Genomic DNA, 23,643 nt, shown 5'->3' on the forward strand with positions numbered 1-23,643 from the left:
GTCCCTCGCCCGGACGGGGAGGGACCTTTCGGCGCGATCAGGCCGCTTCCTCGCGCCCGATGCGGCTGTGGCGCCGGCTCCAGCCGAAGTAGATCACCAGCCCGATGGCGAGCCAGACGACCAGCCGCAGCCAGGTCTCCCCGTCGAGGGACACCATCATGGCGAAGCAGCTGACGATGCCGAGGATCGGCACCAGCGGCACCAGCGGCGCGCGGTAGTCGCGGCGCGCGTCCGGCTGGGTTCGGCGCAGGATGATGACGCCGACGCAGACCAGGATGAAGGCCAGGAGCGTGCCGATACTGGTCATGTGGCCGAGTTCGGAAATCGGCAGGAATCCGGCGAAGGCGCTGGTGAACACCATGAAGAACAGGTTCGAGCGGTAGGGCGTCTTCCAGGTCGGGTGGATCTTGGAGAAGAAGCCCGGCAGCAGGCCGTCCTGGCTCATGGAGTAGAACACCCGGCTCTGGCCGAGCAGCAGCACCAGGATCACGGTGGAGAAGCCCGCGATCACGCCGAGCGTCACGAGGCTGCGCAGCCATGGGAACGGCGTCTGGCCGATGGCGGTGTTCACCGGGGCGGCGTCGCCCTTCATCTGGTCGTAATGCACGAGGCCGGTGAGCACGCCCGCGAAGGCGATGTAGATCACCGTGCAGATGGCGAGCGACCCGAGGATGCCGATCATCATGTTGCGCTGGGGGTTCTTGGCCTCCTGCGCCGCCGTCGAGACCGCGTCGAAGCCCACATAGGCGAAGAACACCACGCCGGCGCCCCGCATGATCCCGCTCCAGCCGTACTCGCCGAAGGTGCCGGTGTTCTCGGGGATGAACGGCACGTAGTTCTGCGCCTTGATGTAGAACAGGCCGACCCCGATCACGACCGCCACCACCGCGAGCTTGATCAGCACCACCACGGCGTTGACCCGGGCCGATTCCCGGATGCCGATCATCAGGAGCGCCGAGGCCGCCACGATGATGAAGATCGCCGGCAGGTTGACGAGGCCGTGCGCCAGGGTGCCGTCGGGAAGCGCATAGGTCTCGAACGGGGAGCGGATCAGGCTCGGGGGCAGGTTGATGCCCAGGGTGTCGTGCAGGAAGCGCGTGACGTAGCTCGACCAGCTCACCGAGACGGTGGCGGCGCCCACCGCGTATTCCAGCACGAGGTCCCAGCCGATGATCCAGGCCACGAACTCGCCCATGGTGGCGTAGGAATAGGTGTAGGCCGAGCCCGCCACCGGGATCATACCGGCGAGTTCGCTGTAGCACATGCCGGCGAAGGCGCAGCCGATGGCGGCGATGGCGAAGGAGATCACCACCGCCGGGCCGGCATACTCGGCCGCCGCGATGCCGGTGAGCGAGAACAGTCCGGCCCCGATCACCGCGCCGATGCCGAGGGCGATCAGGCTCCAGGGACCGAGGGTGCGGGCGAGCTTGTTCTCGCCGCCTTCCGCGTCGCGGTTCAGCCGGTCCAGCGATTTCGTGCGGGTGAGGTCGCCCGCGAAGCCTGCCGCCATGGGTGTGTCCTATCCTGGTTGGGAGCGAAGATCCGCGCGAGGCCGCGCCGATCGGGAATGCGATGATCGGGTGGGAACCGTCTTGCGCGAGGCCTCCGTATGCCCGACTTCTGCGATCTCGGCGCCTGCCCGCCTGAGTGGTATGCGCCCGGGTCCGCACCTGCAGATTTCGGGCCGGACCCCCGTCACGGGCTCGCGGACATCGCCGCTGCCGCCGCGTCCGATCCGGCGATGAGCGGGCCGAGGATCGCCCGCGCCCGGTCGGTGATGGCCGGGCCGGCCGTCTCGGGCGTTCCGGCCGCGAACGGCGGCGCCGGGGCGTACTCGGCCACGAGCTGGCTCGTGCGGGCCGCATCCGCACCGGCGAGGCGCGCGGAGAGCGCCAGGGCGAAGTCGAGCCCCGCCGAGATGCCGGCCGCCGTCACGCGGTTGCGGTCGAAGACGACGCGCTCATTCACCGGGATGGCGCCGAGGCGCGGCAGCACCCGGTCCCGCACGCACCAGTGCGAGGTGGCGCGATAGCCCTGCAGGAGGCCGGCCGCCCCGAGGATCAGCGAGCCGGTGCAGACGCTGGTGATCCAGCCGGCCCGCGCCGCCCGGTCGCGCAGGAAGGCCAGGGTTTCGGGATCGCGCATCTGCGCGGGCGTGCCGTCGCCTCCCGGGACGAACAGCACGTCGAGGTCGCGCGGGCAGGTCTCGAAGCTGTCCCCGGCCAGGAGGGCCAGACCGGTATCCGACGCGACGGGGCCCGCCATGCGCGCCACGAGGTGCAGCCCGCCCCCGGCGATGCCGGCGAGGAAGGCCTGCGGGCCGACGAGATCGAGGGCGGTCATGCCCGGATAGAGCAGCATCGCGATGCGCAGCGTCGGGGCCTGCGCGGGCTCCGCATCGGACGCCCCGGCCGCGGACGCGCCGACGGCGGTCAGCGCGGCACCCGCGAGCCCGGCGACCGCGACCACGCGGCGGGTGGGACCGGGGGGCTGGCTCACGCGTTCGGCCTGACCTCGAAGGATTCGATGGCCTTGATCAGCGTCGCCGCCCGGTAGGGCTTGGTGAAGAACACGCTGCCCTCGATCAGGCGGGGCGGCGTCTGCGAGAATCCCGTCGCGTAGATGACCGGCAGGTCGGGACGCAGGGTCCGGGCGGCCTCGGCGAGCTGCCATCCGTCCATCAGGCCAGGCAGCCGGATATCGGTGAACAGGATGTCGACGGACGCTTCCACCTTGAGGATGTTCAGGGCGATCTCGGCGGTCGCCGCCTGGAAGACGGCGAAGCCGGCATCCTCGAGATCGGCCGTGATGACTTCCAGCAGCAGAGACTCGTCCTCCACCATGAGGATTCGTGGTTTGGCCGAGCCGCTCATCGTCGTGGCGTTCCGTCAGGCGTAGCCCAGGCGTGGTGCGCGACCGAGTCGGGACGCCTCACCACTCGGATAAGGGGACGATAACTCGGTTCGATCGCGAGGCAAGTAGATCCAGACTGTCGTGCCCCGGCCCGGTTCGCTTTGAATCTCGACATGCCCATCGGATTGCTTGGCAAAACCGAACACCTGGCTCAGGCCGAGGCCGGTGCCCTCACCCACCGCCTTGGTGGTGAAGAACGGCTCGAAGGCACGGGCGAGCACCTCCGGGCTCATGCCCTGGCCGCGATCCGCGATCTCGATGGCCACGTGATCGAGGGGGCGCAGGGCGGGAATCTGCTCGGCCTCCGCTGCGGGAACGTTGCGCGTGCGGATCACCACGCGCCCGCCCGTCTCGGTCGCATCCCGGGCGTTCACCGCGAGGTTCAGCAGCGCGTTCTCCAACTGATTGGCGTCGACGCATACGGGCCAGACCTGGGGCGCGAGGGTCATCTCCGGGCCCTCCACCGCGCCGAGGGCTCCGCGCAGGAGTTCGGACAGGTCGCGGATCAGCCGGTTCGGGTCGACCCGCGCCGGCTGGAGGGGCTGGCGCCGGGCGAAGGCGAGCATCTTCTGCACCAGGGCCGCGGCGCGCTCGGCGCCCGTGAGTGCGCCGTTCAGGGAGCGGCGGGCCCCGCTCTCCGGAGGCAGGAAGCGCTCGATCCGGTCGAGGTTGCTGATGACGACGCCGAGCAGGTTGTTGAAGTCGTGGGCGACGCCCCCCGTGAGGGCGCCGATGGCCTCCATCTTCTGGCTCTGGCGCAGCATCGCCTCGGCCCGGTCGCGCTCGGCATGAGCGTCCTGCAGGGCGGCCAGTGCCGCGTCGCGCTCGCCGATCCGCGCCAGCAGCTCGGCATTCGCCCTGCGCAACTGTTCGGGCGAGGGCAGGGCGAGGGCCCGCGGCAGCAGGACCCAGAGCAGGATCGCCGTCACGATCGAGGCGGCGGCCGTGACCGCCTTGATCGCGGCCTCGGCCGCGTAGTCCGGCACCCACAGGGTCCAGATGCCGAAGAGGTGGGTGGTGCCGCAGGCGAGGATGAACAGGGCGAAGGCCCAGAACATCCACCCGAAGGCGATGTCGCGCCGCCGGGTCACGAAGACCCCGAGCGCGACCGGGATGGTGAAGTAGGCGAAGGCGATGATCGCGTCCGAGACGACATGCGTCCAGATCAGCTCCGGGCGCCACAGCAGGCAGATCCCGTGCGGTGCCAGGCTGGTGCGGTCGAGGAAGCCGCTCAGGATCGTGAGCATGTCAGGTCTCGGAGGCTCCGGGTTCTGCCGCTTCCGACCGGGCAGGTTCGGTGGGCATGATCTGCGCCGGATTATAGCCTGAACGACGCTTGACGTCCCAGACAAAAGCGCATGTTGACTTTGAGCTATTAAGGGTCACGACTAGGGCGAGCGCTGATTTATTATGGCTCCGCGCATGGGAATTGCGGCGCTGCGCGGGTTTGGCACGAGGTCTTGGCCCGCGTGTGCTGGCCATCATGTCGCGTCGGCCTCTTGGCGTCTCGGTCGAGGCGGAGGATCCGATGGTCCGCGGCAGGCCGAAACTCCCGACAGGGGCACGGCGGGCGCCGGCGGCCGATCGCTCCACTGCGATGGCTGAGGCCCGAAGGCGGCGGGCGAAATCGGAGCGCGGAATCCTGCCCCGGAATCCTGCCCCGCACGGCCGGGCCCCGACCGGCGCCGTACTCCGATCGCCTCTCGCCGCGCCCGTCGCGCGGTGCACCTTTCGCCCGACGCGTCTATTCCACCACGACCTTGTAGGTCTGGCCCGTCCGCAGGGTGGCGCCGCGCTCCAGGCCGTTCAGCACGAGGAAGCGCTCCACCGGCTTGTCCGGAACCACCATGCGCTGTGGCAGGGACTCGACGGTCTCGCCGGCGCCGGCCGTCACCACCACGAGGCGCAGGGGCCGCAGGGTCCGGGCCTCGGCCGGATCGATCGCGGACAGGCTCTCGGTCCAGCGCCGGAAAGCGCCGTCCGGGTCGGTGCTGCCCTTGGCCGCCATGATCATCCGGAAGGTGGTCTCGCCGACCCGGATCACGGCGAGGCGGAAGGTCCAGTCCTTGCCGCGGGACAGGGCCGTGGCCGCCGGGTAGCCGGCGACCATCCGGTTCTCCAGGGAGCCCGGCTCGACGACATCGTTCCAGGTCGCCTTCAGCACCTCGTCGAGGCTCTGGCCCGGATTGCTCTCGACCTGATCGAAGAGCAGGCGCCGGCTGCCCTCTCCGGTGGTGCCCAGGACCGCGTTCCGGGTGTTCTCGATGGAGAAGCCCTCCGGCACCTCGAAGGCGATGCCGAGGGCGGGATGGAGGAACCTGCGCCCGCGCACGACGCCGTCGCCCGGATTGTCGCCGTAGGCGATGCCGTCGATGGCCGCGAGGTAGCGGGCGCGCTCGTCGACGCCGAGGCCGGGGGCACCGATCAGGCGGGCGGCGCGGGTCACCAGGGTGATGCGCTCGGTGGTGCCCGGATGGGTCGCCAGCATGTCGGGTTCTCCGGCCATGCCGGTGCCGGTCTTCAGGGCCGTGGTCCGGCTCAGGGCCGTGAGGAACCGGCCGGCGCCGAAGGGATCGTAGCCGGCGCGTGCCAGGGTGCGCACCCCGACGCTGTCGGCCTCCAGTTCCTGGTCGCGGGAGAACCGCGCCAGGGCGAACTTCGACTGGCTCTGGAGCTGGGCGCCCGTCACGGGATCGTTGAGCACGTCGGCCACGACCTTGCTGACCAGCTGCGAGCGCAGCGCCAGCTCGGTGCGCGCCGTGGCGTGGCGCAGGGTGACGTGGGCGATCTCGTGGGCGAGGACGGCGGCCACCTCCGAGGTGTCGCTCGCCAGCGCCAGCAGCCCGCGGGTGACGTAGAGCCGGCCGCTCGGCAGCGCGAAGGCGTTGATGACGGGCGAATCGAGCAGGGTGACCGCGTAGGTCTCCTCCGGGCGCTCGGTCGCCTTGACGAGGCGGTCGGTCACGTCGCTGACGAGACGGAGCGTCGCCGGGGACCGGTACTCGCCGCCGAAGGAGGCCACGAGCTTGGCGTGGTCGGCGTCCGAGGCGGTGCGCTCGCGCCCCGTCGTGCGCGGAGCCTCGCGGGGCACGGCCAGCGCCGCCTTCTGCACGACGGCCCCGGTCTGGTCGCCGATGCAGCCCGTGAGCAGCAGCCCGAGGAGCGGCCAGGCTGCGGCCTGCCGGCCGAGCCGGAGCCGGGCCGCCGGCGAAGGAGCGGCCATCGCGCGCATCGTGAGGCGGAGGATCGAACCCATGCCGTTCAGCGCCGCTGCGCCTGCTCCCCGTCCAGAATTTCGATCATGTCGGCACTCGCGATGTCGAGGGTCGGGCCGCGCCACGCCTCGACCATCCCCCGGACCCGGACCTGCCGCCCGCGCAGGGAGGCCGCACTCAAACCACGTTCCTGCAAGACGCGCCAAGTGCGTTTCGACACGGTCACGGTCAGCCCCTCCTCGCCTCGGCTTGCGAAGTCGAGATAGGTCCGGCGCGGGCGCTCGCCGACCCACCGCACCGCCCCCTGCAGCACGAGGAAGTGACCCAGTCTGGCGCGCAGGGCCGGGCCGTCCTGGACGTCCGGACCGGCCTGGCGCCAGAGGCCGATGCCGCGTCGTCGCGCCCCGGCCTCGACCGCCAGGAGGGCCGGCCGGCACAGGGTGTCCCGCTCGCCCGCATCGACCGCCACGAGGCCGAGGGCCACCAGCCCGGCCGCGAGGTCGGGCGTCGCCGCCTCGGGGTCGGTCTCGGCCACCGTGGCGTCGACGTGGGACCGGCCCCAGCGATCGCTCTCGCCCCGGGCGACCAGCGTCAGGGAGCGCCCGTTCCGGGCAAGCAGCCAGGCACGGGCCTCCGACGCCAGAGCCGCGTCTTCAGGCCAGCGCACACCGTCCAGCACGGCCCGCTGGCCCGAGGCGAGGATCAGCTCGCCCCGCGCGTCGAGACCGGCGAGACGCTCCGCCCGAGCCGGCGCCTCACGGCACTCGGGCGCCACCGCGCCGGCCGGGCTCGGCAGCGCGAGGACCGCGCCGACGGCCAGGCCGAGACGCCGTGCTTCCCGCAGGCGGGGCGATCGTCGCTGTGCGATCGTCACGAAAACCGACTCCCCGGCGATGGTGTCCGACGATGGTGCGAATCCCTCGCCATTGTCGCCCCGTACGGGGCGGAGACAAGGAAGAGCGTCGGGGCAGAGGACGGTTCATGCCGCATTGCGGCAAGATGGCCACAGCGCCATGACCGCAGCGGGAAGGTCCCAGGGGGCAGGACGGTCTGCCGGGGAGGGGCCGATGGGCCGAGCCTCGCGGCGGACTGGTGACGGCATGCATCCCCGGTTGGCGGGTCCGGACGATGATGCTAGGAACGCCCCCGGTGAGTCTCCGTAGCTCAGCTGGACAGAGCACAGGTTTCCTAGATCACAATTGGGCGTCGCGAGGGGAAACCGCGCGGCGGATCCGCTCAAATTCGGGGAACGCTCAACGTGTGCTCCTGGCGCACGCAGCCAATCCCGAGCCAAGCCCGGTACCCGCATCCGCGGGTTTCGGGACGGTGTAGAGACTAGACGGGCGGCACCTAAGGGGTTCGGCGACGAAGCCTACGGTGAAGGGATAGTCCAGACCACGAACGGGCGTCTCCGGGCGCGCGGCGGCGGAAGCCGAAGTGGGATGAAACCTGGGGTCGCAGGTTCGAGACCTGCCGGGGACGCCACCACATACGCGCCGTGTCCGACTTGCGGAGGCGGTGACGCCACGCAAGAACTCGAAGGCCGCGCGAAGGCCTGGGCCGCTGCGCCGCCCTCACCCATCTCCGCCATGGCAAGACCCGACCCGTACGGGTCCGCCTGTCGGGGAGCGCGCCAGCGAAACGCGCGTTGAACCGGCGAACAAGGTGGGCGGGCGGGAAAGCTTCGGCCCGATCTCCTGAGGCGCGATCTCTTGAGGGACGCGCGGTTCGGAGGGGCTGCCCTAGGGCTTGCGGCTTCGCGCGTCTTCCTCGATGGCCGCCTGATGATACCAGCTGTCGTGGTAGGCCACCGGCGACGGGCGCTGCCCCTTGGTCGCGCCGTCCGTCTTGCCGATCGCGGGTACGCCCTGTGCCGCGGAGACCCGTGGGTTGCGGAAGGGCAGGATCGTGGCCGTCTGTTGATGATGTCCCATAGTCATGGAGGGAGAGGTCCTTTCATGCGCTGCCTTCGCAGCGCCGTTGGACGAGAGTATAGGTCTGTCTGATACGTTTTGCATCACAAGGACCCGGTGAAATCCTTCAGATGCGAGAAATATAGGCTTGCCGCATATTCTTTCAGGATTGGTCAAGGTCTCTGACCGTTCGCGGCGCGAAATCGGGCATGACCGCTTCTTGACCTGGCGTTTCTTCACGCGCCGCACCAAAGGGTGCGATCGTGCCGTCTACCCCGGGGCTCGACCGCGCCTCTTGCCTGGGCGTGGTCGCGGTGCGGGAAATGTGGGGTCTGCGGCTTGTCCACATGATCGCTCGGCCGCCCGGTCCCCGGGGTGGCGGTTCGGTTTGACGCCTGCGGGAGGGGGCCATACCGTCCCGCCGGGCGAACGGAAGGCAGGTCGTCTCCGCAGCGAAGCCTGCGCTGAGGGCGACGGATCCGGACGTGGTCAGGCCCTGGCGCTGCAAGGGCTCGCAGCAGAGCGTGGGACGGGCGAGATGGCTGGGCAGAAGACCGACGCACGGGATGTTCATGTGGGGCAGCGCATCGCGGAGCAGCGCAAGAGGGCGTCCCTGACCCAGAAGCGCGTCGCCCAGAGCTTCGGGATGTCGGCCGCCCAGTTGCAGAAGTACGAGAAGGGCACCAACCGCATCAGCGCCCTCCATCTCGACACCTTCAGCCGGCTGACCGGGGTGCCGATCGCCTACTTCTTCGACGGGCTGGAGCACGAGGGCGCGGTGCCGTCCGGCGGCGAAGCGGGGCCCGGGTTCTCCGAGGCGTCCCAGCAGGCCTACGCGGCCGACAATCCCTGGCTGGGCCTGACGGATGTCGTGGTGCAGCACGTGAACGCCCATTTTCCCGAACCCGAGCGCCGGCGATTCGCCGCGATCCTGCAGGCCATCGGGCGCAAGCTCGACGGCTGATCTATCGTCCGATTCGTTCGCTTTGGCGGATTTATCCGCTCTTCCGGCTTGACCCTGCGGGGCCGTCCTGCCAGACACTCGCGCCTGATCAATCGGGAACGGCGCCGCGACAGCCTGGGCGCCCGGAGCATCGGGGGCCTCAATGCCGCGTTCAAACTACCTGTTCACGAGCGAGTCCGTCTCGGAAGGCCATCCCGACAAGGTCTGCGACCGGATCTCCGACACCGTCGTGGACGCCTATCTCGCGGCCATGCCGGAGGCCCGCCTCGGCGTCGAGACCCTGGCCACCACCAACCGCATCGTCATCGCGGGCGAGGTGCGCGGTCCCGATTCCGTGACCTTCGACCATCTCACCGAGCTGACCCGCGCAGCGGTCAAGGACATCGGCTACGAGCAGTCGGGCTTCCACTGGAAGAACAACGACATCGCCATCTACCTGCATGCCCAGTCCGCCGACATCGCCCAGGGCGTGGACTCGTCCGGTAATAAGGACGAGGGCGCGGGAGACCAGGGCATCATGTTCGGCTACGCCTCCGACGAGACGCCCGAGCTGATGCCGGCGCCGATCTACTACGCCCACAAGATCCTCAAGGACCTCGCCGACGCCCGCAAGGCCCGCCAGGGCGACGCCGCCAAGCTCGGCCCCGACGCCAAGAGCCAGGTCACCGTCCGCTACGAGAATGGCCGTCCGGTCGGCGTCACGCAGATCGTGCTCTCGACCCAGCACCTCGACGAGTCGCTCGACTCCGCCGACGTGCGCGCCATCGTCGAGCCCTACATCCTGGCCGCCCTGCCGCAGAACTGGGTCTCCGAGGAGACCGCCTGGCACGTGAACCCGACCGGCAAGTTCGTGATCGGCGGCCCCGACGGCGATGCCGGCCTCACCGGCCGCAAGATCATCGTCGACACCTACGGCGGCGCGGCGCCCCACGGCGGCGGCGCCTTCTCGGGCAAGGATCCGACGAAGGTCGACCGCTCGGCCGCCTACGCGGCGCGCTACCTCGCCAAGAACGTGGTGGCGGCCGGTCTCGCCACCCGCGCGACGATCCAGCTCGCCTACGCCATCGGCGTCGCCAAGCCGCTGTCGATCTATGTCGACCTCCACGGGACCGGCCAGGTCGACGAGGCCCGGCTCGAGGACGTGCTGATGAACGCCTTCGACCTGTCGCCCCGCGGCATCCGGACGAAGCTCGGCCTTAACAAGCCGATCTACGCCCGCACCTCCGCCTATGGCCATTTCGGCCGTGCCCCGGAGGCCGATGGCGGCTTCTCGTGGGAGCGCACCGACCTGGCCGACAGCCTCAAGTCGGCCCTGGCCTGACCCCATGAACCTGGGGCGGGACCAATTCCCGCCCCAGACGGGCGGGCACGAGCCACCGGAGGGCGCCGACCGGGCCTTCTACGGCCGTCGCAAGGGCAAGCGCCTGCGGGCCGGCCAGGAGCAGCGCCTGTCGGAGCTGCTGCCGACCCTTCGGCTGACCCTGCCACCGGCCGGCGAACGGCTCGATCCGCCGCGCCTGTTTCCCGTCCCGGTGGACGAGGTCTGGCTCGAGATCGGCTTCGGCGGCGGCGAGCATCTCGCCGCCCAGGCGGCCGCCTACCCCCGCACCGGCATCATCGGCGCCGAGCCCTTCGTCAACGGCGTGGTCAAGCTCCTGCGCGCGGTGGACGAGGCGGCCCTCCGCAACGTCCGGATCTGGGACGAGGACGCGACCGCCCTGCTGGCGGCCCTGCCCGATGCCAGCCTGGCCCGGGTCTACCTGCTCTATCCCGATCCCTGGCCCAAGCGCCGGCAGCGCAAGCGCCGCTTCGTCTCGGACGGCGCCCTCGCGGAGATCGCCCGCGTGCTCCGGCCCGACGGCGTGTTCCGCTTTGCCAGCGACATCGACGACTACGCCGGCTGGACCCTGGTGCGCGCCGCGCGCTGTCCGGATCTCGCCTGGACCGCCGAGGCGGCCCGGGACTGGACGCAGCCCTGGTCGGGTTGGCCGGGCACCCGCTACGAGGCCAAGGCCCTCGCCGCCGGCCGGCCGCCGAGCTACCTCGAGTTCCGCCGGGTCGGACCGGCCTGAGCGCGCGGGACTGAGCGCGCGGGACTGAGCGCGCGGGACTGAGCGCGTCGGCGTAACCCGGTTTGCCGACATCCTTGTGATGGGGTTGTTCGGGAAACACGCATCCCCATCTCAGCCCGGCCTTGTTCCGCCCGGTCTTCGGTTGTCTGATAGGCACCGATGACGCGCGAGCCTTCCGGTGGAGCGCGGCCGCGCGTCGGTGACATGAGGCCGGACGCGCCGAGCGAGGATCTGGCGTGCACGACGCTTCGGACAAGTCTTCCATGGGCACGTCTTCCATCGCGGGCGCCGGGACGGACTTGGCCCCGAATCCCGCTCCGGGACCGGAGGCCGGGCCAGGGCCCGACCTGCACGGGACGGCCTTCGCGCAGGCGCCGATCGGCATCCTGGTGGTCGATGGGGCCGGCCTCATCCGCGACGCCAACCCCCATCTCTGCGAACTCCTCGGCTATGAGCCGGGGACGCTCAACGGGCGGGCCCTCTCGGTCCTCGGCGCCGTGGCGCAGCGCGCCTGCATCCGGCGCTGGCTCCGGGCGGACGGCACCGGCCTCGACATGCGCATCCGTCCGTCGAAGCGGCGCGACGACCTGCAGATCCTCGTGGTCGAGGCCGTCGATCCCGACGAGGTCGTGCGGGCCGAGGAAAACCGCGCCGCCCTGACGGCGGCGGGCCTGGGCGAGTGGCGCTACGACTTCGCCGACGGCCGGGTCGTCCTGTCGCGCCGGGCCGCGCATCTCCTCGGCTATGCCGCCGACGATCCGGTCACCTGGGACCGCCTGCAGGCCGCGATGGACGGCGGCGAGGTCGTCCGCATCCGCGCCCAGGTCCGCGCCTCCTTGCGGGACGGCGCGCCCTTCGCCTTCGAATGCCGCCTGCGCCGTGCGCCGGACGGCACCACGATCGACGTCGGTGTCCGGGGCCAGGCCATCCCGGCGGGGGAGGGCGGCCGGCCCACGGCCCTGGTCGGCGTGGTCGAGGACGTGACCACCCACGTGGAGGCCCGCAATGCCCTGCGGGACGGCGAGCAGCGCCTGCGCATCGCCACCTCCCTGGCGGCCCTGGGGATCTTCGAGTGGCACATGCTCGACGACCAGGCCATCTGGGAGAACGAGCGCATGTTCGCGATCTTCGGGCGCAGCGCCTCCGACGGCGCCCTGGGCAAGCGCGAATTCCTCGAGACCGTGCTGCACCCGGACGACCGCCCGGCCTTCCGCGCCGCCATCACGCAGGCCCTGCGCGAGGACAGCACCCTGGCGGTCTCGGGGCGCATCCGCCGCCGCAGCGACGGGGCGTGGCGCACCCTCGACTTCGCCGGGCGCTTCGAGCGCGACGCGCCCGACCGCCTGCCCCGGCGCCTGATCGGGGTCGTGGCCGACGTGACCGAGCGCCGGCTCGCCGAGGAGCGCCAGACGCTCCTGATCCGCGAGCTGCACCACCGGGTGAAGAACACCCTGGCCACGGTCCAGGCCATCGTCGGATCGACCGCCCGCACCGCCTCCAGCATCGAGAACTTCTACGAAGCCTTCGTCGGCCGGATCATGTCGCTGGCCCACACCCACTCGGTCCTGACCGAGGACACTTGGCAGACGGCGTCCCTGCGCACCCTGCTGGCCAACGAGCTGAAGCCCTACGCGGAGGGCTCCCTGAACGGCGCGGAGGAGCGGGACGCCCGCATTCAGCTCTCCGGGCCCCCCGTCGACATGGCGTCCGAGGTCGCGGTGCCGATCGGCATGGCGATCCACGAGCTCACCACGAACGCCGCCAAGTACGGGGCCCTGTCGACCCGGGACGGCCGGGTGGCGATCACCTGGGCGCTCGAGCCCGGCGGTCCGGCCGGGACGCTGCACTTCACCTGGGTCGAGAGCGGCGGTCCACCGGTCGCGCCGCCCAAGCGGCAGGGCTTCGGCTCGCGCCTGCTGCAGCGGGTGTTGACGGCCCAGGTGCGGGCCGAGGTCTCCATGGATTATCCGCCGAAGGGGTTCACCCTGACGATGCGGGCCCCCCTGCCGGTCCGCAACGCGGCGCTGAATCCCCTGGCCTGAGGGCGCGCCCGCGCCCGGGGCCTGCGATCAGGCGGCGCCGCGGCTGTCGGTCTCCCCGCCCGCCTCGACGAAGGCCTTGAGTTCGTCGAGGGAGCCGAAGGTGAAGCGGCCGCGCGGCGTGTCCGCCTCGATCACGCCGGTGGAATACATCACGTAGGTGTTCCCCCCCGAGGCATAGGTGCCGACCACCAGCGGTTCCTCCGCGGCGGGAGGCGTGGGCTCGGGGGCCGGCGGCTCCGGGGACGCTTCGGGCTTGTCCTCGGGAGCCACGAACCCGGCCGTCTCGACGGGGGACGGGGGCGGGGGAACGAGGTCGGGCACGCTGTGGGGCACCGCCTCGGCCTCCACGAAGCGAGGGGCGCTCTCGGGGGCGGGCGCCGGCTCGGGCTCGGCTGCCCGCGCGCGAACGGATCCGTCGAACAGGTCGTCGGCCGTGACCCGGATCTCGGGCTCCGGCGCAGCGTCGGCGATGGGCGGCTCCGGACGGTCGTGGGGCGCGTCGGCCGGCAGCAGGTTCGGCAGCAGAGGCTCGGCGGCCGAGGGCTCCGGGGATGGCGGGGCAGGATCGAAGAAGCTCGGTTCCAGGCCGGGGCGGGTGGAGGCGGCGCCTCCCAGGCCGGCGCCGGTGCCCACGCCCGCGCCCAAGCCCGTGTCCAAGCCCGCCCCGAGGCTTGCGGCGGTGGCGGCGAGGCTCGGCCGGGCCCGCTGGGAGGCGCTCAGGTCTGCTGGCCCGCCGGGGGCCAACTCGGTGTCCGCCAGAGAAGGCTGGATTGCCGGCCGCGCCTCGCGAAAGGCGCGCTCCAGGCCGCGCAGGCGGCCTGCCACGACGGCCAATCCCAGCACCACGGCCCCGGCCGACGCCGTGGTGGCGCCCGCGATGGTCATGGCGAGACCGCTCTCCAGCCGGACGAAGGGGAAACCCTGGATGACCGATACGATTCCGCCGACGATCATGACGGCGGCCAGCGCGAACAGCGCGATATTCATGGATGTCTCGACAAACGCCTGCACCTTCAGGTGCGGCGCGCACACTAAAGGCCTGGGGGGCATTTGCAAAACGCACAATCGTGCGTCGGGCGCGGCCGCACACCGCGCGGGCGCCCGGATCGTCGCCACCCGGGGCATGAAGGTCCCCCGGGCATCGACTTCACCCGGGCATCGACTTACGTAACGGCACGTTGGTGACAGTGTCGCGCGCCGGTCGCGCGATGCCTTGCGTCCAATGTCTCACGAGCCGGAGAGTTGCCCATGACCTTCACCCTGCCCGAACTGCCCTACGCCTACGACGCGCTCGGCCCCTACATGTCGAAGGAAACCCTCGAGTTTCATCACGACAAGCACCACAAGGCCTATGTCGACACGGGCAACAAGCTGCTCGAGGGCACGGGGCTCGAGGGCAAGAGCGTCGAGGAGGTCCTGACCTCGGCCTACGGCAACAACCAGCCGCTCTTCAACAATGCCGGCCAGCACTACAACCACATCCACTTCTGGCAGTGGATGAAGCCCAATGGCGGTGGTGCTGCCCCGGGCGCGCTCGCCAAGAAGATCGACGAGGATCTCGGCGGCTTCGAGAAGTTCAAGGCCGACTTCATCCAGGCCGGTGTCGGCCAGTTCGGCTCGGGCTGGGCCTGGCTCGCGGTCAAGGACGGCAAGCTCGCGATCATGAAGACCCCGAACGGTGAGAATCCGCTCGTGCACGGCGCCAAGCCGATCCTCGGCGTCGACGTCTGGGAGCACTCCTACTACATCGACTACCGCAATCGCCGCCCCGACTACCTCAAGGCGTTCATCGAGAACCTGGTGAACTGGGAGCACGTCGAGAAGATGTACGGCGAGGCCACCGCGTAAGGCCCCACGATCTTACGACCGCGTCGCGAGGCTCGGGACAGGCTCTTCCGCGCGAAGGACAGGCTCTTCCGCACGAAGGACAGGGGCTGTCGCTGACGGAGACCGGCCGACCGGGGTTCGCCAGCGGCCCGCCGTCATCGCGGAGCCGCGCAGCGGCGTCCGGGATCCAGGAACGCAGGGGGTGCGAGGGTTCGCACGATCGGCGGCCCTGGATTCCGGGCTCGCCTCCGGCGACCCGGAATGACGGCGTGATGTCCTGGGCGATGGCCCCGTCGAAGGCGCGGGGACCCGCTTCGCAGGGGCGGATCGGCCCGGTCCGGCGAGCGCCGACCGCGGACCGTTCGTCGCGGCGAGGCGCAAGGTGGCAGTCCATCGAACGGTTCCGCGTTTGCGCCACGCGCGGCGGCATGGTCTAGGGCTCGCCCGACACTCCCAGCCCCCCGTCCCGGCAGTCCTGATCCATGATCCGCAGCATCCTCTCCGTCGGCGGCTGGACGCTGGTCTCCCGCGTCACCGGCTTCGCCCGCGACGTGGTGATGGCGGCGATCCTGGGGGCCGGTCCACTCGCCGACGCCTTCGTGGTGGCGTTCCGCCTGCCGAACCACTTCCGGGCGATCTTCGGCGAGGGCGCCTTCAACACCGCCTTCGTGCCGAGCTATGCGGGCCTGTCGGAAACGGAGAAGGCCGCGGCGGGCGCGGCGCGGCGCTTCGCCGATCGCATCTTCACCCTGATGCTCCTCGTGCAGATCGCCTTCCTGGCGCTCGCCATGCCGGCGATGCCCTGGGTCGTGCGCGCCCTGGCGCCAGGGTTCTCGGAGGACCCGGAGCGGTTCGCGCTGGCCGTCTCGCTGACCCGGATCACCTTCCCCTACCTCCTGTTCATGACGCTGGTGACCCTGTTCTCCGGCATCCTCAACGCCCATCGGCGCTTCGCGGTGGCGGCCGGCGCACCGGTGCTGCTCAACCTGTCGATGCTGGTCGCCCTGAGCCTCGCCGCGCTCTTCCCCAACGCCGCCTACGCCGCCGCCTGGGGCGTCACCGTCTCGGGCGTGCTGCAATTCGCCCTGGTCTGGTGGGCGTGTCGGCGGGCGGGCATCGCCCCGACCCTGACGACCCCGACCCTGGGCGACCCGGCCATGCGGCGATTCTTCAAGGTGCTGGGGCCGGCGGTGATCGGCTCGGCCGGCTTCCAGATCGCCTCCTTCGCCGACACCATCATCGCGAGCTTCCTGCCGACGGGCGCGGTCTCGGCCCTCTATTACGCCGACCGGCTCTATCAGCTGCCCTTCGGCGTCATCGCCATCGCGGCGGGCACGGTGCTCCTGCCGGAGATGAGCCGGCGCATCGCCGCCGGCGACGTCGCCGGGGCGCACGCGGCCCAGAACCGGGCGGCGGGCTTCTCCCTCGCCCTGTCGGCGCCCTTCACGGTGGCCTTCCTCACCCTGCCGGCCCTGATCATGACGGCGCTGTTCCAGCGCGGCGCCTTCGGGGCCGAGGATGCGGCGCGCGCGGCCTCGGTGCTCGCCGCCTACGGCCTGGCGCTGCCCGCCGTGGTGCTCCTGCGCAGCGCCCTGGCGAGCTTCTATGCCCGGCAGGACACGCTGACCCCGCTCATCGCCTCCCTCACCGCCATCGCCATCAACGTCGCCCTCAAGGTGGTGCTGACCGGGCCCTACGGCGTCACCGGCCTCGCGATGGCCACCGCCATCGGCCAGTGGGTCAACCTCGGCATCCTCGTGGCCCTGGCCTGGCGACGGGGCTGGATGGCGCCGGGGCGCACCCTCGGGGCCACCGTCGTCGGGGTGGTGGTGGCCTGCATCGCCCTCGCGGCCACCGCCCGTTACGGCCTGCCCCTGGCCGACGCCCTGGTGCCGGCCCTGCCGCGCCTGCGCGAGATGGCGGTGCTGGGCCTGCTCGGGATCGCCGGAACGCTGGTCTACGCCGTGCTGTTGTTGGGGACGCTGCGCCTGTTCGGGCTTCGCCTGCGGCGCGCCTGATCCCGCCGCCCGACCGCAGCGGCGCGGGATCCGCCGCGCCGGCGCGGCGCGGCGCCCGCTTCCGCCGTCCCGGAGGGGTCGACCGGATCCGACACGAGGAGCCCGCATGTCCGAATCCCCCCGCATCGCCGTCTTCGACGCCTACGGCACCCTGTTCGATGTCCACGCGGCGGTGGCGCGCCACGCGGACGCGATCGGGCCGGACGCGGCGGCCCTGTCCGAGACCTGGCGCGCCAAGCAGCTCGAATATTCCTGGGTGCTCGGCCTGATGGGGCGCCATGCCCCGTTCTGGGGCCTGACCGAGCAGGCCCTGGATTATGCCCTGGCCCGGTACCCGGCGGTGGACCGGGCGCTGCGGCCCCGGCTCCTCGACGCCTATCGCGACCTCGACGCCTATCCGGAGGTGCCGGGCACGCTCCGAGCCCTGCGCGCCGCGGGATGGCGGACCGCGATCCTCTCCAACGGCGACGCGGCGATGCTGGAGCGCGCGGTGGCCTCGGCGGGGCTGGCGGACCACCTCGACGCGGTGCTCTCGGTGGAGGCCGCGCGAACCTTCAAGACCGCGCCGGCCGCCTACCGCATCGCCACGGACCGCTTCGGCGTCGGACCCGAGGCGGTGCTGTTCTGCTCCTCGAACCGCTGGGACGTGGCCGGGGCGGCCGCGTTCGGCTTCCGGTCCGTCTGGGTCAACCGCAAGGGGCTGCCGGACGAGTATGCCGATCAGCCCCCCGAGCGGGTGATCGAGAGCCTCGACGCCCTGCTCTGAGGGCGGGGCTCGGGCTACCTGACCAGCGAAGCCTCAGGCCGCGCCCGCGATGCGGCGGTCAGGCCGCCCGGGATGCGGCGGTCAGGCCGCCCGGATGGTGGCGAGGAACTGCGAGACCTGACCGCCGAGATGCTCGGACTGGCGCGACAGCGCCGAGGCCGAGGCCAGCACCTGGGCGGCGGCCGCACCGGTCTCCTCGGCGGCGCCCGCGACGCCCGAGACGTTCTGCGTGACTTCGCCGGTGCCGATCGAGGCCTGGGCCACGTTGCGCACGATCTCCTGGGTCGCCGCCCCCTGCTCCTCCACCGCCGCCGCGATCGAGGCCGCGACGTCGCTGATCTCGCGGATGCGCCCCGTGATGGCGCCGATCGCCGCCACCGCCTGGCCCGTCGAGCCCTGGATGCGGGCGATCTGGCCGGTGATCTCGTCCGTGGCCCGGGCGGTCTGGTTGGCGAGTTCCTTGACCTCGGCGGCCACCACCGCGAAGCCCCGACCCGCCTCGCCGGCCCGCGCCGCCTCGATCGTCGCGTTGAGGGCGAGAAGGTTGGTCTGGCCCGCGATGGTCGAGATCATCGCCACCACGTCGCCGATGCGCTGGGCCGCCTCGCTGAGGTCGCGCACGAAGGTGGCGGTCTGGCCGGCCTCCGTCACCGCCTCGCGGGAGAGCTGGGCGGAGCCCTGGACCTGACGGCCGATCTCGTCGACCGAGGAGCCGAGCTCCTCGGCCGCGGCCGCCACCGTGGTGACGTTCGCCGAGGCCTGGTCGGCAGCGGCGGCCACGGAGACGGAGCGCTGCGCCGTCTCGCTGGCATTGGCCGACATGCTGCGGGCCGTGTCCTGCAGCTGCGCCGCGGCCGTGCCGACCTGCGCCACGACGCCGCCCACCGCGGCCTCGAACTGATCGGCCAGGCCCCGCAGGGTCTCCCGGCGCAGGGCCTCGGCCCCGGCCCGGGCCGCCTCGGTCTCGGCCTCCAGGGCGCGGGTGCGAAGGATGTTGTCCTTGAAGACCAGGACGGCGTCCGCCATCGCGCCGATCTCGTCCCGCCGCTCGGCGCCCGGCACGGCGACGGCCGTGTCGCCGGTGGCGAGCCGCCGCATCGCCTCGGTCATCCGGTGCAGGGGGCGGCTGACGCCGAGGGCGAGGGCGACGGCCGCGCCCGCCGCGATCAGCATCCCGAGGCCCACGAGGAGGGCGGTGGTCAGGACGGCGGTGTCGTAGGTGTCCTGGGCGAGGGCGCCGCTGGCGCGGGCGCTGCCCTCCTCGAGGTCGACGAGCTTTTGCAGGGCGCCGAGGACGGCGTTGATGCGCGTCGACATGTCGGTGTTGTAGGTGCGCTGGGCGCCCGCGAGGTCTCCGGCCTGCGCCTGGGTGACGATCCCCTCCTGCAGGGTCCGGTAGGCGGACCATTCCGTCTCGAACGTGCGGTAGAGGGCCTGCGACTCCGGGCTGGCTCGCAGCGCCGCGTAGGCGGCCTGCGCGGCGCGCATCTCGGCCTCCCGCTTGGCCAGGGCGGCCGAGACGTCGGTGCGGGCCGCCGCCGTATCGGCGGTGATCAGGCGACCGCCATTGACCCGCTGGCGCAGGACCAGGACCTGGATCTTGCCCAGGAGCTGCACGTTCGGGAGGCGCTCGTCGCGCATCTCCCGCGCCACCGCGTTGACGGCGCGCAGCTGCATCAGGGCCGACCCGCCGATCACCGCCATGAGACCGAAGACGAGACCGAAGCCGAGAAACAGCTTGGTGCGGATCGACAGGGCGGGAAAGGACATGCAGCGAGGAGCCCAATGGGAGGGGAGGCCCCGCATCATTCGCGACAGGCGTTAAAAATTCCCACGGGTCTTCATGTCGAGGGACGAAGCTTGTCGCGGATGATCATCATCTATCGTCGCCCGTGATTGAATAATCAGGGTGAGAGCTTCCAGTTCGACTGGTGAATGACCAGCGTCATTCCGCGCCCGTCCGGGCTCTTCACCGACTGGCTCGTATAATCCGCCGTGCCCGACATCCCGGCGTATTTGCCGGTTCCGCCGACGAAGACATGCGTGCCCTTGGCGCCCTTGGCCTCGTAGGTGGAAAAGATCTGGTCGCCATCGGCGTCGCTGTCGATGCAGGAGCCGCGGTTGAGCGCCTCGCCGCCGACGACCTCGCGCATCCCGAGGCAGCGCGTGCCCATGTTGTTGAACATCGGGCCGCCGGACTCGTTGCGGGTGATTCCGGAGCTGTCGTAGGTCGTCACGGTGCGCTCCCCGAGCTTCATCGTGACGAAGGCGGCGGTGACGTAGGTGGTGGAGTAGCTGTCGGTGCCGCTGCGGGGCAGTTCGGCGGCCCGCGCAAGGGGCGCGGCCAGAACGGCCGCCGAGAGAAAGACCCAACGTCGTGACATGATGATCAGGCCTCCGTCTGAGAACAGGCGCAGAGACATTCGCATCGATTCGATGTCGATCGATCATGAGCGCGACGCGCCTGCCTGACAACTGTCGGGTCTGCCATTTCCACTAACGAAAAGGTTTATCTCCCTGTCGGTGACTGCAAATGACCGTGCGGCGGGTGTTCTGTCCTAGCGGCAATCCTGGCGCGATCCGCCCGGGGGGGCGGTTCCCCGCGCGGGTCAGGATCGCCCGAGGGCGGCCGCGATCAGCCTAACGCCGTCGGGGCTGTCCCACTCGGCCGGTCCCTTCATCACCCCGAGGGTGCAGCCGGCGCCGTCGACCAGCAGGGTGGTGGGCAGGCCGAGGGAGCCGGTGGCCTTCTGGATCGCCGGCAGGACCCGGCCGCCCGGATCGGCATAGTAGGCCAGCCGCGCGATGCCGTTCTGCTTGAGCCAGGCGGGCGGCGCCTCGAGGTTGCGGGTGTCGACGTTGATCGCCACGACGCGGAAATCCGGGCCCCCGAGCCGGGCCTGGAGCCGGTCGAGGGCCGGCATCTCGGCCTTGCAGGGCGCGCACCAGGTCGCCCACAGGTTCACGAGGCGCAGGCCCGTCACGCCGTCCAGGGTGGCGTCGGTTCCCTCCGGCCGCTTGAAGGCCAGGGCCGGCGCGGGCACCGGCGCGGTCGCGACCTGGAGGGCGGCGACCTCGCCCCGGGCCAGGGGGGCGATGCGGGCCGCCGCCGCGGCCGAGCCGGCGCAGGGGCCGGCGGAGTTGCCGCCGGTCGAGCCCGTCCCGTATACGGCAAGCCCCGCACCGAGTGCGGCGACGAGGACGGCCCCGGCGATCAGCGCAGATCTGCGGCCGGGCATCATCGTTGCGTCCGGGGGCGGGCGGGCAGGGCGGCTGGAAGGACGATTGAGAACATGAGCAACCGGATGTGGGGCGGGCGCTTCGCGAGCGGCCCCGCCGAGATCATGGAGGAGATCAACGCCTCCATCGGGTTCGACAAGCGCCTCGCGCCCCAGGACATCCGCGGCTCGCTGGCGCATGTGGCGATGCTGGGTGCGGCCGGCATCCTGCCATCCGCCGATGTGGCCGCGATTCAAGACGGCCTCAAGGCCGTGCGCGACGAAATCGAGGCGGGCGGCTTCGTGTTCAAGCGCGAGCTCGAAGACATACACATGTCCGTCGAGAGCCGGCTCACCGAGATCGTCGGCCCGGCGGCCGGGCGCCTGCACACCGCGCGCTCGCGCAACGACCAGGTCGCCACCGACATGAAGCTGTGGGTGCGCGACACCCTGGACAGCCTCGACGGGCAGGCCGCCGACCTGCAGCGGGCGCTGGCCGAGAAGGCGCTCGCCCATGCCGGCACGGTGATGCCGGGCTTCACCCACCTGCAATCGGCCCAGCCCGTCACCTTCGGGCACCATTGCCTCGCCTACGTGGAGATGCTGGCCCGCGACCGGGGCCGGTTCCGCGATGCCCGGGCGCGCCTGAACGAGTGCCCCCTCGGCGCCGCGGCGCTCGCCGGCACCTCCTTCCCCATCGACCGGCACGCCACGGCCGCGGCGCTCGGCTTCGACCGGCCGACGGCGAACTCCCTCGACTCGGTGGCCGATCGCGACTTCGCCCTGGAGTCGCTCGCCGCCGCCTCGATCTGCGCGGTCCACCTCTCGCGCTTCGCCGAGGAGCTGGTGGTCTGGACCTCGGCGCAGTTCAACTTCGTCCGGCTGTCCGACGGCTACACCACCGGCTCGTCGATCATGCCGCAGAAGCGCAACCCGGACGCGGCGGAGCTGGTGCGCGCCAAGTCCGGCCGCGTCATCGGTGCCCTCACGGGCCTGCTCATCGTGATGAAGGGCCTGCCGCTCGCCTATTCGAAGGACATGCAGGAGGACAAGGAGGGCACCTTCGACGCCCTCCAGGCGCTCTCCCTGTGCCTGGCCGCCATGACCGGGATGGTGCGCGACCTCGAGCCCAACGCCCCGGTCCTGGCCCGTGCCGCCGGCTCCGGCTACGCCACCGCGACCGACCTCGCCGACTGGCTGGTGCGCGAGCTCGGCCTGCCGTTCCGCGAGGCCCACCACGTCACCGGGCGCCTCGTCGGCGCCGCCTCCGCCCGCAACGTCGGGCTGGAGGAGCTCTCCCTGGCCGAGATGCAGGCCGCCGAGCCGCGGATCACGCAAGCGGTCTACGCCGTGCTCGGCGTCGAGAACTCGGTTTCGAGCCGCACCAGCTACGGGGGGACCGCGCCGGACAACGTACGGTCGCAGGCGAACCGCTGGCTCGCGGCACTCGCGCAGGCGTGAGGCGAAAAGAACCGGACTCGGGGCAGGTGCGTTCACGGCTCAGCTATGTGATGCTGTGTAGGACCCTGTCCCGAGCCCCTCGGAGATCTTCTCATGCCCGCTGAAAGCTGGATTGCGCCGGATGACGTCCCCGCCCTCGCGGTTGAGGCCACAGCGCTGATCGACGCCACCTTGCGCCGCCTGCCCGAGGCCGACCGGGTCGCCTTCTGGGCCTCGGTGCGCAAGTGCTACAACACGCCCTACAACGATCCGAAGCCCCGCGCGCTGCCGCGCGTGCGGATGCCCGAGTCCTCCAAGTTCTCCGAGTCCTCCGAGCCCTCCGAGGCGACGGGCCCGGCCCCCACGGAATCCACCACCCTGTCGGCCCTGGCCGCGCCCGCCCTCGCGAGCGTGATGGCGGCGCTGCCGGGCGTGTTCTCCGCCGAGCCCCACGCCGCCTGAGGGCTGCGGGACGCGCACTCCTGAAACCGGCGCCACGCGGCGCCGCATATCCGGACGGTCGGCCGGGTCTTCCGGTCCGGCGACGTCCCGAAGGGTCTTCCATGGTTCCTGTTCTGCGACGCGGCCTCCGGCTCGGGGCCGCCATCCTCGTCCTGTCCGTTCCCGCCGCCCTGGTCGGCATCTCCCATCCCCTGGCGGTCGGCCCCGCTCAGGCCCAGGAGGCCGCCCCCGAGGAGGCGGAGGCCCCGAGCCGCAAGAGGTCCCGCCGCGGACGCGAGCGGGCCCCGAAGGCCGCCATGACGGCCCCCGGCATGCAGCAGGCCACCCCGGTGGCGATCTTCGGCGACTGGAACGTCTTCGCCAACGGCCAGGGCAAGACCCGTGTCTGCTACGCCATCGCCCAGCCGCAGGCGCGCTCGCCCAAGACCCTGAAGCGCGACACGGCCTACCTCTTCGTCACCGTGCGCAAGGCCGAGAACGTGGCCAACGAGGTCGCGGTGATGCTCGGCTTCCCGGCCAAGCCCGCGAGCAGCCAGGCCAAGGCCAATGCCGGCCCGGCGCCCACCGACCCGACCCTGAATCTCGGGGCCACGCGCTACGGTCTCGTCACCAAGGACAACAACGCCTGGCTCCAGAACCCGGCGGAGGAGACCCGGGTGGTCACCGAGATGGCCCGCACCCCGAAGCTGCAGATCAAGACCACCTCGCTGCGCGGCAATCCCACCAGCGACGATTACGCCCTGGCGGGGTTCGGCGACGCGATGAAGCGCGCCCGCGAGGAGTGCAAGTAAAG

Annotated in this window: 21 protein-coding genes; 10 read left to right on the plus strand and 11 right to left on the minus strand. The window is 71.3% G+C overall.

Features of this window, described 5'->3' with window-relative positions:
• Positions 1-37: 37 nt before the first annotated feature.
• The 7 genes from ASF58_RS02415 to ASF58_RS02445 all read right to left on the minus strand — a co-directional run bounded on the left by ASF58_RS02415 (position 38) and on the right by ASF58_RS02445 (position 8,068).
• Positions 38-1,510 carry an amino acid permease gene (locus ASF58_RS02415; protein ID WP_055946923.1) on the minus strand — a complete coding sequence of 491 codons (1,473 nt, stop codon included), beginning with the start codon at positions 1,508-1,510 and terminating at the stop codon, positions 38-40.
• A gap of 185 nt (positions 1,511-1,695) precedes the next feature.
• A complete protein-coding gene (locus ASF58_RS02420) occupies positions 1,696-2,361 on the minus strand; it encodes a DJ-1/PfpI family protein (protein WP_055948642.1) in 666 nt (221 codons plus the stop codon).
• 134 nt (positions 2,362-2,495) lie between these two features.
• Positions 2,496-2,873, minus strand: a complete 378-nt coding sequence (locus ASF58_RS02425) for a response regulator (protein ID WP_055946925.1) — start codon at positions 2,871-2,873, stop codon at positions 2,496-2,498.
• Between the two features lie 15 nt (positions 2,874-2,888).
• On the minus strand, positions 2,889-4,160 hold the full coding sequence (locus ASF58_RS02430; RefSeq protein ID WP_055946927.1) for an ATP-binding protein: 1,272 nt from the start codon (positions 4,158-4,160) through the stop codon (positions 2,889-2,891).
• Positions 4,161-4,657: 497 nt separating this feature from the next.
• Positions 4,658-6,136, minus strand: a complete 1,479-nt coding sequence (locus ASF58_RS02435) for a M48 family metalloprotease (protein ID WP_200930160.1) — start codon at positions 6,134-6,136, stop codon at positions 4,658-4,660.
• Positions 6,137-6,174: 38 nt separating this feature from the next.
• Positions 6,175-7,002 (minus strand): hypothetical protein, encoded by an 828-nt coding sequence (locus ASF58_RS02440; RefSeq protein ID WP_055946931.1) that lies wholly within the window; start codon positions 7,000-7,002, stop codon positions 6,175-6,177.
• 868 nt (positions 7,003-7,870) lie between these two features.
• Positions 7,871-8,068 (minus strand): DUF2735 domain-containing protein, encoded by a 198-nt coding sequence (locus tag ASF58_RS02445; protein ID WP_146056303.1) that lies wholly within the window; start codon positions 8,066-8,068, stop codon positions 7,871-7,873.
• Positions 8,069-8,579: 511 nt separating this feature from the next.
• Here ASF58_RS02445 and ASF58_RS02450 point away from each other — a divergent pair.
• The 4 genes from ASF58_RS02450 to ASF58_RS02465 all read left to right on the plus strand — a co-directional run bounded on the left by ASF58_RS02450 (position 8,580) and on the right by ASF58_RS02465 (position 13,119).
• Positions 8,580-9,005 carry a helix-turn-helix transcriptional regulator gene (locus ASF58_RS02450; RefSeq protein ID WP_055946934.1) on the plus strand — a complete coding sequence of 142 codons (426 nt, stop codon included), beginning with the start codon at positions 8,580-8,582 and terminating at the stop codon, positions 9,003-9,005.
• 142 nt (positions 9,006-9,147) lie between these two features.
• Positions 9,148-10,326, plus strand: coding sequence for a methionine adenosyltransferase (gene metK / locus ASF58_RS02455; protein ID WP_055946935.1), 1,179 nt, complete (start codon positions 9,148-9,150; stop codon positions 10,324-10,326).
• Positions 10,327-10,330: 4 nt separating this feature from the next.
• Positions 10,331-11,077 carry a tRNA (guanine(46)-N(7))-methyltransferase TrmB gene (locus ASF58_RS02460; protein ID WP_082512780.1) on the plus strand — a complete coding sequence of 249 codons (747 nt, stop codon included), beginning with the start codon at positions 10,331-10,333 and terminating at the stop codon, positions 11,075-11,077.
• Positions 11,078-11,340: 263 nt separating this feature from the next.
• Positions 11,341-13,119 (plus strand): HWE histidine kinase domain-containing protein, encoded by a 1,779-nt coding sequence (locus ASF58_RS02465; RefSeq protein ID WP_082512781.1) that lies wholly within the window; start codon positions 11,341-11,343, stop codon positions 13,117-13,119.
• 27 nt (positions 13,120-13,146) lie between these two features.
• Here the strand turns inward: ASF58_RS02465 and ASF58_RS02470 are convergent, their stop codons facing one another.
• On the minus strand, positions 13,147-14,106 hold the full coding sequence (locus ASF58_RS02470; protein ID WP_055946937.1) for a hypothetical protein: 960 nt from the start codon (positions 14,104-14,106) through the stop codon (positions 13,147-13,149).
• Positions 14,107-14,367: 261 nt separating this feature from the next.
• Between ASF58_RS02470 and ASF58_RS02475 the strand changes: the two genes are divergently transcribed.
• The 3 genes from ASF58_RS02475 to ASF58_RS02485 all read left to right on the plus strand — a co-directional run bounded on the left by ASF58_RS02475 (position 14,368) and on the right by ASF58_RS02485 (position 17,730).
• Positions 14,368-14,967 (plus strand): superoxide dismutase, encoded by a 600-nt coding sequence (locus tag ASF58_RS02475; RefSeq protein ID WP_055946939.1) that lies wholly within the window; start codon positions 14,368-14,370, stop codon positions 14,965-14,967.
• A 461-nt stretch (positions 14,968-15,428) separates the two neighbouring features.
• Positions 15,429-16,964 (plus strand): murein biosynthesis integral membrane protein MurJ, encoded by a 1,536-nt coding sequence (gene murJ / locus ASF58_RS02480; RefSeq protein ID WP_055946940.1) that lies wholly within the window; start codon positions 15,429-15,431, stop codon positions 16,962-16,964.
• Between the two features lie 106 nt (positions 16,965-17,070).
• On the plus strand, positions 17,071-17,730 hold the full coding sequence (locus ASF58_RS02485) for a haloacid dehalogenase type II (RefSeq protein ID WP_055946942.1): 660 nt from the start codon (positions 17,071-17,073) through the stop codon (positions 17,728-17,730).
• Positions 17,731-17,811: 81 nt separating this feature from the next.
• Here ASF58_RS02485 and ASF58_RS02490 read toward each other — a convergent pair whose 3' ends face one another.
• The 3 genes from ASF58_RS02490 to ASF58_RS02500 all read right to left on the minus strand — a co-directional run bounded on the left by ASF58_RS02490 (position 17,812) and on the right by ASF58_RS02500 (position 20,969).
• On the minus strand, positions 17,812-19,500 hold the full coding sequence (locus tag ASF58_RS02490) for a methyl-accepting chemotaxis protein (protein WP_055946944.1): 1,689 nt from the start codon (positions 19,498-19,500) through the stop codon (positions 17,812-17,814).
• 134 nt (positions 19,501-19,634) lie between these two features.
• Complete coding sequence (locus ASF58_RS02495; protein ID WP_146056304.1) at positions 19,635-20,114, minus strand: hypothetical protein; 480 nt, start codon at positions 20,112-20,114, stop codon at positions 19,635-19,637.
• Between the two features lie 225 nt (positions 20,115-20,339).
• Positions 20,340-20,969: a TlpA disulfide reductase family protein gene (locus ASF58_RS02500; protein WP_055948650.1), complete on the minus strand. Its 630-nt coding sequence runs from the start codon at positions 20,967-20,969 to the stop codon at positions 20,340-20,342.
• A gap of 54 nt (positions 20,970-21,023) precedes the next feature.
• Here ASF58_RS02500 and argH point away from each other — a divergent pair, with 54 nt between their 5' ends.
• The 3 genes from argH to ASF58_RS02515 all read left to right on the plus strand — a co-directional run bounded on the left by argH (position 21,024) and on the right by ASF58_RS02515 (position 23,641).
• Positions 21,024-22,409, plus strand: coding sequence for an argininosuccinate lyase (gene argH / locus ASF58_RS02505; protein ID WP_055946947.1), 1,386 nt, complete (start codon positions 21,024-21,026; stop codon positions 22,407-22,409).
• Between the two features lie 93 nt (positions 22,410-22,502).
• Positions 22,503-22,850 (plus strand): hypothetical protein, encoded by a 348-nt coding sequence (locus ASF58_RS25545; RefSeq protein WP_055946949.1) that lies wholly within the window; start codon positions 22,503-22,505, stop codon positions 22,848-22,850.
• 101 nt (positions 22,851-22,951) lie between these two features.
• Entirely contained in the window at positions 22,952-23,641 is a 690-nt protein-coding gene (locus tag ASF58_RS02515) for a hypothetical protein (RefSeq protein WP_055946951.1), read from the plus strand.
• The last annotated feature ends 2 nt before the right edge of the window (positions 23,642-23,643 follow it).

The organism is Methylobacterium sp. Leaf125 (assembly GCF_001423085.1).
Classification (GTDB): Bacteria; Pseudomonadota; Alphaproteobacteria; order Rhizobiales; family Beijerinckiaceae; genus Methylobacterium.

Coding starts and splice junctions, on each gene's coding strand:
- ASF58_RS02515 (WP_055946951.1), top strand. CDS start 22,952: ATGGTTCCTGTTCTGCGACGCGGCCTCCGGCTCGGGGCCGCCATCCTC.
- ASF58_RS02470 (WP_055946937.1), bottom strand. CDS start 14,106: ATGAATATCGCGCTGTTCGCGCTGGCCGCCGTCATGATCGTCGGCGGA.
- murJ (WP_055946940.1), top strand. CDS start 15,429: ATGATCCGCAGCATCCTCTCCGTCGGCGGCTGGACGCTGGTCTCCCGC.
- ASF58_RS25545 (WP_055946949.1), top strand. CDS start 22,503: ATGCCCGCTGAAAGCTGGATTGCGCCGGATGACGTCCCCGCCCTCGCG.
- ASF58_RS02435 (WP_200930160.1), bottom strand. CDS start 6,136: ATGGCCGCTCCTTCGCCGGCGGCCCGGCTCCGGCTCGGCCGGCAGGCC.
- ASF58_RS02420 (WP_055948642.1), bottom strand. CDS start 2,361: ATGCTGCTCTATCCGGGCATGACCGCCCTCGATCTCGTCGGCCCGCAG.
- ASF58_RS02485 (WP_055946942.1), top strand. CDS start 17,071: ATGTCCGAATCCCCCCGCATCGCCGTCTTCGACGCCTACGGCACCCTG.
- ASF58_RS02460 (WP_082512780.1), top strand. CDS start 10,331: ATGAACCTGGGGCGGGACCAATTCCCGCCCCAGACGGGCGGGCACGAG.
- argH (WP_055946947.1), top strand. CDS start 21,024: ATGAGCAACCGGATGTGGGGCGGGCGCTTCGCGAGCGGCCCCGCCGAG.
- ASF58_RS02425 (WP_055946925.1), bottom strand. CDS start 2,873: ATGAGCGGCTCGGCCAAACCACGAATCCTCATGGTGGAGGACGAGTCT.
- metK (WP_055946935.1), top strand. CDS start 9,148: ATGCCGCGTTCAAACTACCTGTTCACGAGCGAGTCCGTCTCGGAAGGC.
- ASF58_RS02445 (WP_146056303.1), bottom strand. CDS start 8,068: ATGACTATGGGACATCATCAACAGACGGCCACGATCCTGCCCTTCCGC.
- ASF58_RS02490 (WP_055946944.1), bottom strand. CDS start 19,500: ATGTCCTTTCCCGCCCTGTCGATCCGCACCAAGCTGTTTCTCGGCTTC.
- ASF58_RS02450 (WP_055946934.1), top strand. CDS start 8,580: ATGGCTGGGCAGAAGACCGACGCACGGGATGTTCATGTGGGGCAGCGC.
- ASF58_RS02415 (WP_055946923.1), bottom strand. CDS start 1,510: ATGGCGGCAGGCTTCGCGGGCGACCTCACCCGCACGAAATCGCTGGAC.
- ASF58_RS02495 (WP_146056304.1), bottom strand. CDS start 20,114: ATGTCACGACGTTGGGTCTTTCTCTCGGCGGCCGTTCTGGCCGCGCCC.
- ASF58_RS02500 (WP_055948650.1), bottom strand. CDS start 20,969: ATGCCCGGCCGCAGATCTGCGCTGATCGCCGGGGCCGTCCTCGTCGCC.
- ASF58_RS02465 (WP_082512781.1), top strand. CDS start 11,341: ATGGGCACGTCTTCCATCGCGGGCGCCGGGACGGACTTGGCCCCGAAT.
- ASF58_RS02430 (WP_055946927.1), bottom strand. CDS start 4,160: ATGCTCACGATCCTGAGCGGCTTCCTCGACCGCACCAGCCTGGCACCG.
- ASF58_RS02475 (WP_055946939.1), top strand. CDS start 14,368: ATGACCTTCACCCTGCCCGAACTGCCCTACGCCTACGACGCGCTCGGC.